This window comes from Bacillus sp. OTU530 (assembly GCF_038440375.1).
In genome coordinates, this window is the sequence record NZ_JASATP010000015.1 from 65,099 (window position 1) to 81,003 (window position 15,905).

General features: G+C 43.8%; 15 protein-coding genes. 11 read left to right on the forward strand and 4 right to left on the reverse strand.

Translation table 11 applies throughout. From position 1 onward, the window contains the following. Nucleotides 1-50 precede the first annotated feature (50 nt). Together AAHB12_RS13225 and AAHB12_RS13230 are read right to left on the reverse strand one after the other, a co-directional pair. On the reverse strand, nucleotides 51-1,103 hold the full coding sequence (locus AAHB12_RS13225) for an LCP family protein (RefSeq protein WP_342045621.1): 1,053 nt from the start codon (nucleotides 1,101-1,103) through the stop codon (nucleotides 51-53). 18 nt (nucleotides 1,104-1,121) lie between these two features. Further along, nucleotides 1,122-1,769, reverse strand: coding sequence for a YigZ family protein (locus AAHB12_RS13230; RefSeq protein ID WP_342045622.1), 648 nt, complete (start codon nucleotides 1,767-1,769; stop codon nucleotides 1,122-1,124). Nucleotides 1,770-2,104: 335 nt separating this feature from the next. Between AAHB12_RS13230 and AAHB12_RS13235 the strand changes: the two genes are divergently transcribed. From AAHB12_RS13235 to cspD, 8 genes are all read left to right on the forward strand, one after another. Next, nucleotides 2,105-2,947, forward strand: coding sequence for a DegV family protein (locus AAHB12_RS13235; RefSeq protein ID WP_342045652.1), 843 nt, complete (start codon nucleotides 2,105-2,107; stop codon nucleotides 2,945-2,947). A gap of 190 nt (nucleotides 2,948-3,137) precedes the next feature. Beyond that, complete coding sequence (locus AAHB12_RS13240; protein ID WP_129729963.1) at nucleotides 3,138-3,449, forward strand: winged helix-turn-helix transcriptional regulator; 312 nt, start codon at nucleotides 3,138-3,140, stop codon at nucleotides 3,447-3,449. Nucleotides 3,450-3,851: 402 nt separating this feature from the next. Then, nucleotides 3,852-5,096 carry a C40 family peptidase gene (locus AAHB12_RS13245; RefSeq protein WP_342045623.1) on the forward strand — a complete coding sequence of 415 codons (1,245 nt, stop codon included), beginning with the start codon at nucleotides 3,852-3,854 and terminating at the stop codon, nucleotides 5,094-5,096. Between the two features lie 135 nt (nucleotides 5,097-5,231). Next, complete coding sequence (locus AAHB12_RS13250) at nucleotides 5,232-6,605, forward strand: DEAD/DEAH box helicase (protein WP_342045624.1); 1,374 nt, start codon at nucleotides 5,232-5,234, stop codon at nucleotides 6,603-6,605. Further along, entirely contained in the window at nucleotides 6,602-7,309 is a 708-nt protein-coding gene (locus tag AAHB12_RS13255) for a ComF family protein (RefSeq protein WP_129729969.1), read from the forward strand. Before AAHB12_RS13250 ends, AAHB12_RS13255 begins: the two co-directional genes overlap by 4 nt. A gap of 439 nt (nucleotides 7,310-7,748) precedes the next feature. Continuing rightward, a complete protein-coding gene (locus AAHB12_RS13260; protein WP_129729971.1) occupies nucleotides 7,749-7,949 on the forward strand; it encodes a cold-shock protein in 201 nt (66 codons plus the stop codon). Between the two features lie 325 nt (nucleotides 7,950-8,274). Then, a complete protein-coding gene (locus tag AAHB12_RS13265; RefSeq protein WP_129729973.1) occupies nucleotides 8,275-8,475 on the forward strand; it encodes a cold-shock protein in 201 nt (66 codons plus the stop codon). Between the two features lie 137 nt (nucleotides 8,476-8,612). Continuing rightward, on the forward strand, nucleotides 8,613-8,810 hold the full coding sequence (cspD, locus tag AAHB12_RS13270) for a cold-shock protein CspD (RefSeq protein WP_129729975.1): 198 nt from the start codon (nucleotides 8,613-8,615) through the stop codon (nucleotides 8,808-8,810). Between the two features lie 189 nt (nucleotides 8,811-8,999). Here cspD and AAHB12_RS13275 read toward each other — a convergent pair whose 3' ends face one another. Then, nucleotides 9,000-10,229: an MFS transporter gene (locus AAHB12_RS13275; protein ID WP_342045625.1), complete on the reverse strand. Its 1,230-nt coding sequence runs from the start codon at nucleotides 10,227-10,229 to the stop codon at nucleotides 9,000-9,002. Further along, nucleotides 10,226-10,660 (reverse strand): MarR family winged helix-turn-helix transcriptional regulator, encoded by a 435-nt coding sequence (locus tag AAHB12_RS13280; RefSeq protein WP_342045626.1) that lies wholly within the window; start codon nucleotides 10,658-10,660, stop codon nucleotides 10,226-10,228. Before AAHB12_RS13280 ends, AAHB12_RS13275 begins: the two co-directional genes overlap by 4 nt. A gap of 288 nt (nucleotides 10,661-10,948) precedes the next feature. On the opposite strand from AAHB12_RS13280, the gene hpf reads away from it, so the two are divergent. The 3 genes from hpf to prfB all read left to right on the forward strand — a co-directional run bounded on the left by hpf (nucleotide 10,949) and on the right by prfB (nucleotide 15,622). After that, entirely contained in the window at nucleotides 10,949-11,476 is a 528-nt protein-coding gene (gene hpf, locus AAHB12_RS13285; protein ID WP_129729981.1) for a ribosome hibernation-promoting factor, HPF/YfiA family, read from the forward strand. Between the two features lie 313 nt (nucleotides 11,477-11,789). Beyond that, nucleotides 11,790-14,300: a preprotein translocase subunit SecA gene (gene secA / locus AAHB12_RS13290; RefSeq protein WP_342045627.1), complete on the forward strand. Its 2,511-nt coding sequence runs from the start codon at nucleotides 11,790-11,792 to the stop codon at nucleotides 14,298-14,300. Nucleotides 14,301-14,520: 220 nt separating this feature from the next. Then, nucleotides 14,521-15,622, forward strand: a protein-coding gene (gene prfB, locus AAHB12_RS13295; RefSeq protein WP_342045628.1) for a peptide chain release factor 2 whose coding sequence is annotated in 2 segments (ribosomal slippage) — nucleotides 14,521-14,592 and nucleotides 14,594-15,622 — 1,101 coding nt in all. Because the reading frame shifts where the segments join, the coding sequence is not laid out codon by codon here. Nucleotides 15,623-15,905 lie beyond the last annotated feature (283 nt).

Here is a 15,905-nt window from a genome sequence, read left to right on the forward strand (position 1 = left end):
TTTGTTCAACTTCTAAAAATAAAAAGCTTGGGAGCTGTGTCCCAAGCTTTTTATTCTTCCTCGTTTGATTCAGAGTCATCTGAAGAACTCGAACTCGAACTCGAACTCGAACTCGAACTTGAACTCTCTGGTGGCAAGTCAAGTGTTTTCCATAGTTTATCGTGTATTTCCTGTTGGCTTTCTTTTTTTGGAATATAGTAGTAAATTCCGTTAATATAGTCATCATCACCGTCAAGGCGAAGTGTTTCAATGCTGGATGCTTTAAAGCCAGAGAATTTTTGATATAAAGCCAAGCCGTCAGAAACTGGGATATCGGTTTTTACATGCTTTCCAATAATTTCGGCAATGTCGTCTAGCTTTGTCACGACAGAAGGGGAATTCAGCTTCTCAACGAGGGCGCCTAAGACTTGTCGTTGTCGCTGTGCGCGGCCGAAGTCGCCCATTGGATCATGCTTTCTCATTCTTACATAGGCGAGCGCTTCTTCCCCGTTTAAGTGCTGCGATCCTTTGTGGAAGGAAATCCCTTTTCTTGGGTTTAAATCAGAGCCCTCGACGAAATCAAATGGAACGTCTACTGTAACACCATTTACAGCGTCGACAATTTTTTTAAAGCCCTCAAAGCCAATTTCAACATAATGATCGACTGGAACGTTTAAAAAGTCCTCTACGGTGTTCATTGTCATATCTATGCCGCCGTAGGCATGGGCAGCGTTAATTTTATCAAGCTTATCACGCCCTGAGATGTTTACGCGTGTATCACGCGGAATACTTAGGATTGTGACATGCTTTGTTTTTGGGTTGATGGTAGCAAAGATAATCGAGTCAGTTCTTCCATTCTTTCCGCCTGTAGCATAATCCTCAACACCTGTTAACAGGATACTAAACGGTTTTTTTGTAATTTCCGCCTCTTCTGTCCGAAGCTTTGATTTTTCCCGATCTGACCCGCTGTAAATATTAGCTAAGGATAAGAACGGACGAAGGTAGGAATAAGCACCGTATCCTACTCCGCCAATGATTAAGAGTAGAATAGTTACAAGAGCTATGCGCCGCCTTCTCCGCTTCACCCTCTTGCGCTCTTGTATATATTGATGACGATCCTTCATAAGGCAACTCCTTTAAGCTTAGATTGAAGCAGCCGATACATCTTGTTCAAGGTATAGCATGTCTCCTTCAGCAATTATGCAGCGACCATTTGTTAGTTCTACGATCCATTCCTGGAATGCTTCCTTTCCGCCTTCCTCTACGTAAGCATCAAAGGTAACATCCTCCAAATAGTGAATATCCTTGATTGTATAGTGAGACTGGCGCAATTCATTTTCGATCTTCCCCAACAGTGTATAGTCCACCTTTGTCTGCATGACGCGCATCAGCTTTCGCTCGACAATTCCAGTATGATTCAAGCCTTCACTTGTACTTTTGCCGTAAGCCCGTATTAAGCCGCCAGCCCCGAGCTTAATGCCGCCGAAGTAACGGGTAACGACAACAACGGTATCTTTTAGTTTGCGCTTTTTTAATACCTCTAGCATAGGAACACCAGCTGTACCGCTCGGCTCACCGTCATCATTTGCTTTTTGAATCTGATCGTGCGCCCCGATTAAATAAGCGGAGCAATTGTGGTTAGCGTTCCAATGTTTCTTTTTTATTTCTTGAATAAAGCTCTGTGCTTCTTCCTCGGTAGTCGCACGGCCTACATAGCAAATAAAGCGGGATTTCTCTATAATAATTTCATGTTCTCCGTACCCTTTAACAGTAAAGTATTGTGCTAACAATGCTATACGCCCCTATTCATTAAAATTACCTATAAGCCTTATTCTAAAAGGGAACTTTTCGAGTTTCAAACATTTTCTCATTTTTTGTCAGTCGAATGAAGTGAAAATATCGAAGGATTCTATATTTTTTGTTGAAACTTGCAAAATAAATCATTATAATGTGTATCTTTCGCTGCCCAGGGAAGATACTTCTTTTTGGCAATATTAAGAAAGTATAACCTTCCGGGTGACGTCTAGCTCCCAAGACCCAAAATGGCAGGTCTTGTCCGCTTTTCTTATTTTCGTGTACAATGTACAGAATGAAGGGAAATTTGCTTTATAAGGATGGTAACATGATGAGAACCGCGATTGTGACGGACAGCACAGCATACATACCGGAAGAAATAAGGCGGCAGCTGGACATTCAGATGATCCCTCTGAATGTTATTTTTGGCGATGCTTCTTATCAGGAGGAGCTGGAATTACAGGCTGATCAATTTTATATAAAGGTGAATGAGCAGGCGGCACTTCCGAAAACCTCACAGCCTGCAATCGGTTTGTTTGTTAAGTTGTTTGAGGATTTGTCCCGTGAGTATGACGCCATTATCAGCATTCATTTATCAAGCGGGATTAGTGGGACATATCAAACTGCTACGGCAGCTGCTCAAATGGTGGACGGTGCACGCATTTATACATATGATTCAGAAATTAGCTGTGCGATCCAAGCGTTCTATGTATTGGAAGCAGCGCGAATGGCCATAGCAGGCAAGACGCCGGAGGAAATTTTGCCGCGTATGGACGAGATAAAACAATCAGCTAATGCGCTTTTTGTTGTGGATGATTTAAACCACCTGCAGCGGGGAGGACGTTTAAGCAGTGCACAAGCATTCATCGGGAGTTTGCTTCAAGTCAAACCGTTACTGCACTTCGAAAATAAAGTGATTGTACCGCTGGAAAAGATCCGGACACGTAAAAAAGCACTAAAGCGAGTGATAGAATTGTTTGACGAGGATGCCCGTCAAGGTTTGCCGATGGAGGCCGTTGTGATTCACGCCAACCGAGAGGAAGAGGCACAGGAATTTGCGCAGCAGCTAAGGGAAGCCTATCCGCATGTTGAAGTGGGTGTAGGCTATTTTGGAGCTGTGATTGGTACTCATTTAGGCGAGGGAACGATTGGCTTAGGATGGTATAAGAAGTAATACGGTCGGTGGATGCATGGCCTGAGAAGCTGGCTTCCCTTCAAACCGTAGTATCTTTTAGTCAATGTAAAAATGGAAGATAATTTTTTTTGTTTTTGTAAAAAACAGCTTATTTTGGATATAATTTATCATATACTCCTACTTACTTTTTATAAGAAGCTATTTTATAATGAAATGGAGGTGAAGGCATATGGAACACAATTCAGCGTTATGTCCGAAATTTGAGTCTGCCTTTACGCTTCTTAGCAAGAAATGGACGGGCTTAATTATCCAATCGCTGTTGGCGGGGCCGAAGCGTTTTCGTGAAATGGCGGATATCATTCCGAATATGAGTGATAGGATGCTGTCTGAGAGATTAAAGGAGCTGGAAACTGAAGGAATTGTCGTGCGAACGGTATATCCAGAGGTTCCGGTACGTATTGAGTACGCATTATCCGAAAAAGGAACAGCTCTTGAAACCGTTATGCAGGAAGTGCAAAAATGGGCAGAGCAATGGGTATAAGAGGAGTTTGTGAAGGTGTAACAAAATGTTCGCATTTTGTTACACCTTTTTTACATTGTAAAAAGGTATGAATTTCCATCCGGGAGTGGATTCGACGTAGTCAGAAACTTTAGGGATACAGTATTAGTGCAGCTATGCCGCTGTTTTCACCAAGGGCAGGGCTCGCCAGTCGGCGAGTTTTTTTACGACAAATTGTAACAAACATATACTGGTAATTTATAAGAGAATGTCGAGAGGCGCTTACTATGTAAGCGCTTTTCAACATAGATTGACAAGGTTAGGAGCAATATTTCATGATTCTACAATCTACGTGTTACATTTATTTTACAAATTTGTAACAACGCCAAATTTTATTGGTAAATATGGTATAAATTTATTTGGGAAAGGGAAGGTGTGAATATTATGAACAATTGGAAAGCCGTATCTTGCGCGATCGCCGCAGGATTGATGATATTTACGACAACAGCTCCAGCAGTAATGGCCGAAGACAACATCCAAGTAGAGTCCACTGTGAGAGCGCAGCAGATTCAAGAGTATCAAAAGCAAATTAGTGACGTGAAGAAAGAAATTGAAAAGTACGAACAAGACCGGATTGAGAATGAGCAAAAGAAAGCGGAAACGCAAAAGAACTTAACAGAAACGCAGCAGCTGATTGTGCAAAAAAATGAGGAAATTGCAGCGCTTGAGAAGAAGATTGAGCAGCGTGAGTATGTAATTAAAAATCGTCTGGTTGCACTTCAATCTCAACAGAGATCAAATATGGTAACGGACGTTATTGTAGACGCAGAGAGTTTGTCAGATTTGCTCGACCGCATCAGTTCTGTAAGTTTAATTTTCCAATCGGACAAGGATATTTTAGAAGCACAGCAGCGTGATGAAGATGCAGTGAAGGCAGCGCAAGAACTTGTTGTGCAAAAACAAAAAGAGCTTACTGAGGTTGCTGCTTCTTTAGATAAGGTAAGTGCGGAAATAGAGGCAGCTCGCCAAGCGAAGCAAGGGGCTGTTGATGAGCTTGAAGGGAAAATTCAACAGCTTGTTCAAGAAGACCTAGATGAGAAAGCAAGAAAAGAACTAGAAGAAGCAGCTATGTTTGCACAGCGTATGGCTAATGAAACGTCTATTACTACAGATGAACAGGCGGCACCAGCGCAGGAAGCAGCAGCACCAGCGCAGGAAGCAGCGGCACCAGCACAGACAGCAGCGGCAAAACCAGCACAGGAAGCGGCAAAACCAGCGCAGACTGCACCGGCACAGACTGCACCGGCAAAACCAGCACCGGCAAAACCAGCTCCAGCGCCAACATCAGGCGGTGTTGTAGCTAAGGCACAGCAATACTTAGGTGTTCCTTATGTATTCGGCGGCGCATCTCCAAGCGGTTTTGACTGCAGTGGATTCATCTCTTATGTATATGGTAAAGCACGTACGGACGTAAGTGGCTACTGGAATTCTGTATCTCGCATTAGCCGTGATCAATTACAGCCAGGAGATCTTATCTTTTTCCAAAATACATATAAACCTGGTCCATCTCATATCGGAATTTACGTTGGAAACAACACAATGATTCATGCAGGCGATAGTGGCATTGCATATTCTAATCTTAGCAGCAGCTATAATCAATCACACCTCCTAGGGTACGGCAGATTCTAAAAATAAACAGGCTTTCCAATGAAACAGCACACTTTAAGCTGATAACTTGCTATTTTCATAGCGGGTTATCAGCTTTTTTGCGTTTTGCCAGCTTTAGCTGGCATTGCTACAATGGGCAGAAAAAGGGGGATTAACATGTACTCAGCTGAGCTTTGCGCATTTTTGGAGGGAAGACGGCTTCTGCCGGGAGAACTGCCTTTTTCAGAGGAATTACTGCGTCAGCATCAAAGAGAGGGGTTTCTTGCAGCAGAGTCAAGTGTAAAACGGGTGAACCAGGGATATCATTGTACACGGTGCGGTAATGGAGATTCACTGTTTTTCGCGCGTTTTTCTTGTTCGCGCTGCCAAACAATTTGTACATATTGTCGTCGCTGCATCACGATGGGCAGAACGAGTGAATGCACACCGCTGTTTTACTGGAAAGGGCCATCAGCAGACAGGGGAGGGATGCAGGTAAAGTTTGTCTGGAAGGGTGTTCTTTCAGATGGACAGCGTACCGCTTCAGAAGCAGTCTTACATGCAATTGAGCATAAGGAGGAGTGTCTGATTTGGGCAGTGTGCGGTGCCGGGAAAACAGAGATGCTATTTGCCGGTATCTATGCTTCTCTTGCAAAGGGAGAGCGTGTTTGTATTGCGACGCCGCGTACGGATGTTGTGCTGGAGCTCGAACCGCGGCTCAGGCAGGTGTTTACGAATATTCCGATCGCAGCATTATATGGCGGCAGTTCGGATCGACATACGCAAGCTCCGTTAACAATTGCTACAACACATCAGCTGCTTCGCTATTTCCATGCCTTTGATACAGTCATTATTGATGAGGTAGATGCATTTCCATATTCGGCTGATGCCTCTTTGCAATATGCGGTAGAGAACGCGAAAAAAGCAGCTGCAGCTATTATTTATGTGACGGCTACACCGAATCGGCGCTGGAAGAAGGAAGCGCGAGCTGGAACGCGGAAGGCTGTTATTATTCCAGTGCGATATCATCGCCATCCTTTGCCGATTCCCTCCTTCTCTTGGTGCGGCAACTGGAAGGGGAAGCTCAAGAGGCACGTGCTTCCGAAAAACATTATGCATTGGATAGAGAAGCATGCAGCTGCCGGGCGTCCCATCCTGTTATTCGTGCCGCATATTCGGCAGGTTGAGCCTGTTGCAGCTATTCTAAAGCAGCTAGATAACCGAATCGAAGGCGTGCATGCAGAGGACCCGCTGAGAAAAGAAAAGATTCGTTTATTTCGGACAGGGGATATTCCGCTGTTAGTTACGACAACTATTTTAGAGCGAGGCGTTACAATAACTGATGTGCAGGTGGCTGTACTTGGAGCTGAGGAGAATGTGTTTACGGAAAGTGCGCTTGTGCAAATTGCGGGAAGAGCTGGGCGGAATGCAGCTTACCCGAAGGGGGATGTGATTTATTTTCACTACGGCAAAACAGAGGAAATGGCAGCGGCGAGGCGGCATATTGAAACAATGAATAAAGAAGCCGAGCGAAAGGGATGGCTTGTATGACAGGACATTGTTTACTTTGCTTTGAGAATCTGTCATACGCCCTTGGCTGGTTTTCATTTCTCGTAAAGGGAGAAGAACAGCTGATTTGCCAGGAGTGTGAAGAGAAATTTGAAAGGATAGAGGGAGAGCTGTGCGCAATATGTGGACGTTCGCTGGAACGCCTTGCCCCTTCGCATCAAGAAAAAGGGATGTGCAAGGATTGCTTGCGCTGGGAGGAGGGGCCGATGCGGGGAGCATTGCTGCAAAATCGCTCCTTATATGTCTACGATGATTGGGCGAAGGCGGTATTGGCCCGCTATAAGTTTCGCGGCGATGCGATCCTTTCTGAAATTTTTCACAAGGAGATACGGCAGCTGTATAAGCATCTCCCGCAATCCTGCCGGGTAATTCCAGTGCCGCTTAGCAGCGAAAGGCAATATGAGCGCGGTTTTAATCAGGCTGAGCTGCTTGCAGCTTGCTTACCGTACATGAAATCACCTCTTATTACGCGTGTTCACACTGAAAAACAAAGCAAAAAGACTCGGATGGAGCGTCTGCAGACACAGTCCCCATTTTTGTTGTCCTCCCGTATTCAATTGGAAGGTGAGCATATTTTGCTGGTTGATGATGTATACACGACAGGTACAACGTTACGCCAAATAGGAAAGGTGTTGCGGGAACAGGGAGCAGCTGCTGTGTACGCTTTGACTGTATTTCGGGGATGAAAATTGCCAGGATAGTGAAAGTATATATCTACTATCCTTGTATTTTAGTGAGGTGTAAATTTCCAGATGGAGGTGGATTCGACGTAGTTAGAAATTTTAGGAGTGCAGTGTAAGTGCAACTACGCTTCTGTCTTCGCCTAACGGCTCGCCAATCAGCAAGTTTTCTTTACACTGTAAGAAGGTATAAATTTCTAGCAAGAAGTCGATTCGACGTAGTCGGAAATTTTAGGAATACAGTGTAAGTGCAACTACGCCTCTGTCTTCGCCTAACGGCTCGCCAATCGGCGAGTTTTCTTTAAAAATCAACAGAAATCGCTTTCGAATGTCGAATAATGGCATAAAAACACGACAAGACAGTTTGGACTTTCCCTCTCTTTATCCGTTATAGTCAAATTGTGGGGTTTTTCCCACGAGTTTATGATTGAAGGGAATGGGAATCATGCAACAAGGTACAGTAAAATGGTTTAACGCAGAAAAAGGATATGGCTTTATCACAGTAGAAGGTGGAGAAGATATCTTTGTACACTTTTCTGCGATTCAAACAGATGGCTTCAAGACACTAGAAGAAGGACAACGTGTATCCTTCGATGTTACAGAAGGAAACCGCGGCGCACAAGCTGCAAACGTTGTGAAGCTATAAGAGCCCAGTTTATAAGCGGCATACGCTTCATATAAAATAGGGAAACGCAATGCCACCTCCATTCTTTAATGGAGGTTTTATCGTAAGCGCTTGCTTTTTGTGGGTGAAATAAGAATTGAATCCCCAGCATACTTAGCTGAGGCCGAAGAGTGAGGAAAAATGAAAGGGTTTACATGTGATTGTCTTAAAGATTTATATTGATGATATACATGTCGAATCTTTAGATAAAATTACGATGAAATAACTTAGACACTAAGCTTTTTTATATATTATAGTTAGGGTATGCATTGGTATATGAGTTTACGATTGAAGGGAATGGGAAAGCATGCAACAAGGTACAGTGAAATGGTTTAATGCCGAAAAAGGATTCGGGTTTATTCAAGTTGAGGGCGGAGACGATGTCTTCGTTCATTTCAGTGCGATTCAAGGATCAGGCTTTAAAACACTAGAAGAGGGTGCAAAGGTAGAGTTTGAAATTGTACAGGGTGCACGCGGCCCACAGGCAGCAAACGTAGTAAAGCTATAACAATTACTAGTGCATTTGTATAGAGCTCTGGTTATTTGCAGAAAAATGGAGTCCATTTTTGACTTTTTGATGGTTAATCCATTATATTCAAGTTGTGGGCTAAACCACAAGATTTAAGATTGAAGGGAATGGAAGGCATGCAAGGAAAAGTAAAATGGTTTAATGCAGAAAAAGGATTTGGTTTTATCGAGCGTGAAAATGGAGACGACGTATTCGTACACTTCTCTGCAATCCAAACAGACGGCTACAAGTCTTTAGAAGAAGGCCAAGAAGTAGAATTCGATATCGTTGAAGGCGCACGCGGTCCGCAAGCAGCGAACGTAGTAAAGCTATAATAACCCGTTTATAAGCAGCTCGTGCTTTACATAAATCAGGGAAAAAGCACACCAACCCCCGTTTTGCAAAACGGGGGTTTTTCATATTTCACTGTAAGAAAGTATAAATTTCTAGCCGGCCCGATGCAGCGCATCAATCAGTATACCGAAAGCTAGTAAAGCTTCTTATTCAGACAGCTAATAAAATTTCTAAACAGCTTGATTGTGCTGGCCGCTAGGATTTTCGTTCCCATACTGTTTTGAACGAGTGGATGCAGCAGCGTGATCCCTGTTCAATGTATAATAGACGCCAACGCCGATCAAAACAAGAAGAGAACAGTATAAATATAAAGAGCTTAAATGAATATGAACCGCAGCCAAGCCGATTACAAATGAACCAAGACCAACTCCGCTGTCAAAGATGGAAAGAAAGGTTGCGGTAGCCACTCCTCTTCGCTGGGGAGCAGCGTTTTGAACAGCAATTGTTTGAAAGCATGGGAATAGCGTGCCCCATCCGAGACCGATACAAGCTGCCGAAAGCAGAAACAGAAAGGTTGTATGTGCCATACTAAGCAGCAGCATGCCGATTGCAAAGAAAATAATCGCCGGATAAATAATGACATTTGCACCGCGCTTGTCAAACAGTTTTCCCGTAAACGGTCTCGATAGCAGCATAACAACGGCATAGACAACAAAAAAGTAGCTCGCTGCTTTTGCTAAACCAATGTCCTTTGCGTATACCGATACAAAGGAAAGTATGGAGGCATACACAAATGAGAAAAAGGCTGCGGTCACGGAGATGCGGACGGCGGAGACCTCAAATAATTGCTTAATGTGAAAGGCTGCTTGTGTTTTCGTCGCTACAGTCTGTTGTTCCTTGGGCAATCGGAGGGAGCCGCCGAGAATCAAGGCGAAAAGCGCAAAGATGCTGCTTATGATAAAGGAAGTGGTTGCGCCCCATTTATAAAAGGTAGTGAGCCCGACAAATGGGCCAATAACCATCGCCAGGTTCATTGCCATGGCATAATAGCCCATACCTTCCCCTTTGCGCGAATTTGGAATTAAATCAGCCACAATTGTGCCGCATACCGTGGTTACAATTCCAAAGCTAATGCCATGCATAAAGCGGAGTACGAGCAGGCTGCCTATAGAATGCATAAAGAAATAAAATAGGTCAGAGATTAGAAATAGACATAAAGAGAGGAGCAGCAGTGATCGTTTTTCGATTCGTCCAAGCCACTGACCGGCAATCGGCCGGATCAGAATAGCTGCAAGCAGAAACACTGTAACAACAAGACCTGCATCTGTCGCCTGACCGTGCAGGTCTTCTAGCGCATACAGCGGCAAAATGACAAGCAAGCAGTAAAATGTTAAAAACAAAAACAATGTACTGGCGGAAATGCTAATAAAGTTTCTTGTCCATAACTTTTCTGAGTTCACATTCTCTCCTCCTCAAGCATGAGATCCTTAAGCCAATCAGAGAGAAGCATTTGTAGCTGCGTTTGTGAAAGACCGGACAGAGAGTTAAGCAGTGATTGATGTGTATGAAGAACAGCCTGCTCCCACTCCGGAAAAGATGCAATTGCTTCGTCCGTTAGCACAATTTGCTTCGCACGTTTGTCCTTGCAGGGAATTTGCTTTACGTACCCTTGCTTAATGAGCCGCTGAATGGTCCGGGTCATAGGAGGGGCTTCTACAGATAAATATTCGCATAGCTCCGTTTGTGTTAGTGTGCCCTTGATATGTAGAGTGTACAAAACGGACCATTGTGCGCTATACAATCCGAAAGGCTGTAAGGCTTCGTTTATTCTTTTTGTCAGTTGTCGGGACAACTGGTTAATAGAGTGAAATAAATGGTGATGATTTGACATGATATCTCTCCCTGTTTGTTAAATTAGTTACCTAGGTAAATTTATCATACTCCTCTAGTGTGGTCAAATCATTGAAAGCCGCTTTTCTTCACATGTAACGAATTATTCATATTTTGGTTTGGCTTTTGCTTTGTCTGAGGGATATACTATAAGTGTCAGGTACACTCTCTCTTTCAACAAAATTCGTGAAAAAGGAAGTGTTTTTTTCTACATTTTGCGATTTGTGGAAGGGATATTCGACATCCCGTCGAATATAGTACTACATAGCTTGAAAGGAGGAGTTCATCTATGAAATTCAACATTCGCGGTGAAAATATTGAGGTAACTCCAGCACTAAGAGAGTATGTGGAGAAGAAGCTCAGCAAGCTTGAGCGCTATTTTGATACCTTTCCGGAAATCAAAGTAAATCTTAAGGTGTACTCTGATCAGCAGCGTGTGGAAGTGAATATTCCGTTTCCAGATTTATTGCTTCGTGCCGAGGAAGCTCACACAGATATGTACGCAGCAATTGATTTGGTCGTTGATAAATTAGAGAGACAAATTCGCAAGCATAAAACAAAAGTAAATCGCAAAGTGCGTGAAAAGGTTGCCGTGGCAGCGACAGAAGCCCCATCCCAAGACGTTCTTGATGAGGATGATATTGAGCTTGTGCGTACGAAGCGATTTGACCTCAAGCCAATGGACATTGAGGAAGCCATTTTACAAATGAACATGCTAGGACATAATTTCTTCGTGTTTACAAATTCTGAAACAAATGAAACAAGTGTTGTGTATACACGTAGGGATGGAAAATACGGCTTAATTGAGACAAAATAATGATTTATGCGAGGCGCGTTCCGAACGGATCGTGCCTTTTGTGTGCGCGCCCAGTTCTGCAAATTGTTAATCTTAGAGAGGCTCCCCGCCCTGCCCTCGTGTCTGTCCTTTTGCTATAGTATTGGCATATTTATAATGCAAGTGTTACAATTAGCCTATCTTGACTTTTCTTTCTTACTTTTAAAAGTCCTCGTATTATGTATATAAATAAAGAACTACTAAGAAAGTTTTAGGCTTTCTATAATGAAAGCAATAATGAAATAGCATTTTCAGTTCATTTGAAAAATTTTTCGGTAAAAGAGGAGCGTATGCCATGATTGGGATTTTAAAAAAGGTATTTGATACGAATCAACGTCAAATTAACCGTATGCAAAAAATCGTGGATCAGATAGAAGAATTAGAGCCGCAGATTTCTGCCTTATCCGATGAACAGCTGCAGGCAAAGACACCAGCATTTAAGGAGCGTCTCACAAAAGGTGAAACGTTGGATGATTTGCTTCCAGAAGCTTTCGCAGTTGTTCGTGAGGCTGCGAAGCGCGTACTTGGTATGCGTCCGTATCAGGTTCAGCTCACGGGGGGCCTTGCCCTTCATGAAGGAAACATCGCTGAGATGAAAACAGGGGAAGGGAAAACCTTAACTTCTGCGCTCCCGGTATATCTGAATGCTTTAACAGGAAAAGGCGTGCATGTCGTGACGGTCAATGAATACCTAGCACATCGTGATGCAACCGAGATGGGAAGGCTTCATGAGTTTCTTGGCCTGACAGTTGGTCTAAACCTGAACTCGCTATCTCGTGAGGAAAAGCAAGTGGCTTATGCAGCTGATATTACGTATACGACAAATAATGAGCTTGGTTTCGATTATTTGCGCGATAACATGGTGCTGTACAAGGAACAGTGTGTACAACGCCCGCTTTCCTTTGCGATTATAGATGAGGTAGACTCAATTTTAATTGACGAAGCACGTACACCTCTTATTATCTCCGGACAAGCGAAAAAGTCAGCAGATCTGTATATATTCGCGAATGCATTTGTGCGCACGCTCAATAAGGAAGCCGATTTTTCTTACGATGAAAAAACAAAAAATGTCATGCTGACAGAAGAGGGCATCACAAAAGCGGAAAAGGCGTTTCATATTGAAAACCTATTCGATTTAAAACATGTAACGCTGCTGCATCATATTAATCAGGCGCTTCGCGCACATGTTGTCATGCAGCGCGATATTGACTACGTGGTGCAGGACGGTGAAATTGTAATTGTTGACCAATTCACAGGCCGCTTAATGAAAGGGCGTCGTTATAGCGAAGGCTTGCATCAGGCAATTGAGGCAAAGGAAGGCGTCGAAATTCAAAATGAAAGCATGACGCTTGCGACGATTACATTCCAAAACTACTTCCGGATGTACGAAAAGCTTGCTGGTATGACTGGTACAGCGAAGACGGAAGAAGAGGAATTCCGTAATATTTATAATATGAACGTCCTTGTCATCCCTACGAATCGCGATGTGCAGCGTGATGACCGTCCAGATTTGATTTTCAAATCTATGGAGGGCAAGTTTAACGCTGTTGTGGGGGACATTGTGGAGCGCCATCGTAAAGGACAGCCTGTTCTTGTTGGTACAGTTGCAATTGAAACATCGGAGCTGATTTCCAAAATCCTTACGCGCAAGGGCGTGCGTCACAACGTCCTAAACGCCAAAAATCATGCGCGTGAAGCTGATATTATTGCGGATGCTGGACAAAAGGGAGCCGTAACCATTGCAACAAATATGGCGGGGCGCGGTACGGATATTAAGCTAGGAGAAGGCGTGAAGGAAGTTGGCGGTCTTGCGGTTATTGGTACAGAGCGCCATGAAAGCCGACGTATTGACAATCAGCTGCGCGGTCGTTCGGGGCGTCAAGGTGACCCAGGTGTCACCCAGTTCTACTTGTCCATGGAGGACGAGCTTATGCGCCGCTTCGGCTCTGATAATATGAAAGCGATGATGGATCGTCTTGGTATGGATGATACACAGCCGATTGAAAGTAAAATGGTTTCTCGTGCAGTAGAATCGGCCCAAAAACGTGTAGAAGGAAATAACTTTGATGCACGTAAGCAGCTATTACAATATGATGATGTGCTTCGTCAGCAGCGCGAGGTGATTTATAAGCAGCGTCAAGATGTACTTGAAGCAGAAAATCTTCGTACGATTATTGAAGGGATGATGCAGGGTACGATCGAAAGATCCGTAGCAGCTCATACGGCAGAAGATCTTGAGGAAGAATGGAACATAAAAGGTTTAATTACTTTCCTTGAGACAACGGTTCTTGAAGAAGGCGATATAAAAGAGGACGAGCTGCGCCGCCTCGCTCCGGAGGAGATGAGCGAGGTCATCACCCAAAAGGTGAAAGAGCATTATGATGCGAAAGAGGAGCAGCTTCCATATGAACAGCTTCGTGAATTCGAGAAGGTAGTTGTGCTGCGCGTTGTTGATTCAAAGTGGATGGAGCATATTGATGCGATGGATCATTTACGCGAAGGCATTCACTTGCGTGCGTATGGCCAAATTGACCCGCTTCGTGAGTACCAAATGGAAGGGTTCGCGATGTTCGAAGCAATGGTTGCGGCTATCGAGGAAGAAGTATCTCGTTACATTATGAAGGCGCAAATTGAGAACAACTTAGAGCGTCAAGAGGTTGCACAAGGAGAGGCTGTTCATCCAAAAGATGACGGCGCTGACGTAAAGAAGAAGCCTGTTGTGAAGGGTGAACAAGTTGGCCGCAATACTCCATGCCCATGTGGCAGTGGTAAGAAATATAAGGCTTGTCACGGTGCATTTGAATAAAATTAGGACTAATCTCCCTTGTTCCTTAGATTAAGAAAGCATTCCTTTTTGGGTGCTGTCAGCTTTTTCTCGCTTTTCTTATATGAATGGTTGACTTCAAGCAGGGATTTGAGGGAAGATACAACATATACACGTCATGCGGGCAAACTCTCTCTGCTTAGGCAGAGAGAGTTTGCTTTGTGAATAAGCTATCTTCAAATACAATATAGAGGTGGATAACATGGAATTAACAGAAATTCGACAAGAGTTAGAGAAAATGGCTAAGCGATTAGCGGACTTTAGGGGGTCTCTTTGACCTCGCTGGCAAAGAGCAGCGTATTGAAGAACTAGATGAAATGATGTCTGACCCTAGCTTTTGGGATGATCAAAAAAGCGCACAGGTTGTTATTAATGAAGCGAATGTGTTAAAGGAACAGGTTGGGCAGTTTAACGAAATGAATGAAATGCACGAAAACTTGGAAGTAACACATGAGCTTGTGAAAGAAGAATACGATGAAGAACTGAAGCAGGAGCTTGAGCGTGAGGTTCGCACGCTTTTACAAAGCATGAACGAATTCGAGCTTCAGCAGCTGCTAAGCGATCCATATGACAAAAATAATGCGATTTTAGAATTGCATCCAGGTGCAGGTGGAACAGAGTCGCAGGACTGGGGCAGTATGCTGCTGCGTATGTATACACGCTGGGCAGAAAAACGCGGCTTTAAAGTAGAAACACTGGATTACTTGCCGGGTGATGAAGCAGGTATTAAGAGCGTCACGCTTTCAATCAAAGGGCATAATGCGTATGGATATTTAAAAGCCGAAAAAGGTGTACACCGCCTTGTACGTATTTCTCCATTCGACTCTTCGGGCCGCCGGCATACATCATTTGTATCCTGCGAGGTTATGCCGGAGTTTGACGACAGTATTGAAATTGACATCCGCACTGAGGATTTGAAAATTGACACGTACCGAGCAAGTGGTGCGGGTGGACAGCATATTAACACGACGGACTCTGCTGTTCGGATTACACACGTTCCTACAAACACGGTTGTAACATGTCAGACAGAGCGTTCTCAAATTAAAAACCGTGAGCGTGCGATGAAAATGCTCCAGGCGAAGCTCTATCAAAAGAAATTAGAAGAGCAGCAGGCGGAACTGGACGAGATTCGCGGTGAACAAAAGGAGATCGGCTGGGGCAGCCAAATCCGCTCCTACGTGTTCCATCCATACTCCCTTGTAAAGGATCATCGTACAAATACCGAGATTGGAAACGTACAGGCAGTCATGGACGGAGAAATTGATACATTTATTGACGCATACCTGCGTTCCCGCATGGCATAAAAGCAAAACATGTGGTTCTGCAAAAGATAATGCAGGGAAGTAGCCCTTATGATCCTCGTCACAAAAGGTAGTTTTCTTTTGGTGGCGGGGTTCTCTTATGAATAAGGAATCTCTATAGATGAGACTCTTTCACCTAGCTTTAGGCTGCCACTTCATAAGGCTGAGGAAAGATTAAAGATCATAAAGAAAACTCGCCGATTGGCGAGCCCTACTTATACTGTGTTCCTAAAATTTCCGACCACGTCGAATTCACTTCTTGCTGGAAATTTATACTTTCCTACAG

Excerpts from the sequence above, each read along its gene's own strand:
- AAHB12_RS13225 (WP_342045621.1), bottom strand. The coding sequence starts at position 1,103 with ATGAAGGATCGTCATCAATATATACAAGAGCGCAAGAGGGTGAAGCGG.
- AAHB12_RS13235 (WP_342045652.1), top strand. The coding sequence starts at position 2,105 with ATGAGAACCGCGATTGTGACGGACAGCACAGCATACATACCGGAAGAA.
- AAHB12_RS13240 (WP_129729963.1), top strand. The coding sequence starts at position 3,138 with ATGGAACACAATTCAGCGTTATGTCCGAAATTTGAGTCTGCCTTTACG.
- AAHB12_RS13245 (WP_342045623.1), top strand. The coding sequence starts at position 3,852 with ATGAACAATTGGAAAGCCGTATCTTGCGCGATCGCCGCAGGATTGATG.
- AAHB12_RS13250 (WP_342045624.1), top strand. The coding sequence starts at position 5,232 with ATGTACTCAGCTGAGCTTTGCGCATTTTTGGAGGGAAGACGGCTTCTG.
- AAHB12_RS13255 (WP_129729969.1), top strand. The coding sequence starts at position 6,602 with ATGACAGGACATTGTTTACTTTGCTTTGAGAATCTGTCATACGCCCTT.
- AAHB12_RS13260 (WP_129729971.1), top strand. The coding sequence starts at position 7,749 with ATGCAACAAGGTACAGTAAAATGGTTTAACGCAGAAAAAGGATATGGC.
- AAHB12_RS13265 (WP_129729973.1), top strand. The coding sequence starts at position 8,275 with ATGCAACAAGGTACAGTGAAATGGTTTAATGCCGAAAAAGGATTCGGG.
- cspD (WP_129729975.1), top strand. The coding sequence starts at position 8,613 with ATGCAAGGAAAAGTAAAATGGTTTAATGCAGAAAAAGGATTTGGTTTT.
- AAHB12_RS13280 (WP_342045626.1), bottom strand. The coding sequence starts at position 10,660 with ATGTCAAATCATCACCATTTATTTCACTCTATTAACCAGTTGTCCCGA.
- hpf (WP_129729981.1), top strand. The coding sequence starts at position 10,949 with ATGAAATTCAACATTCGCGGTGAAAATATTGAGGTAACTCCAGCACTA.
- secA (WP_342045627.1), top strand. The coding sequence starts at position 11,790 with ATGATTGGGATTTTAAAAAAGGTATTTGATACGAATCAACGTCAAATT.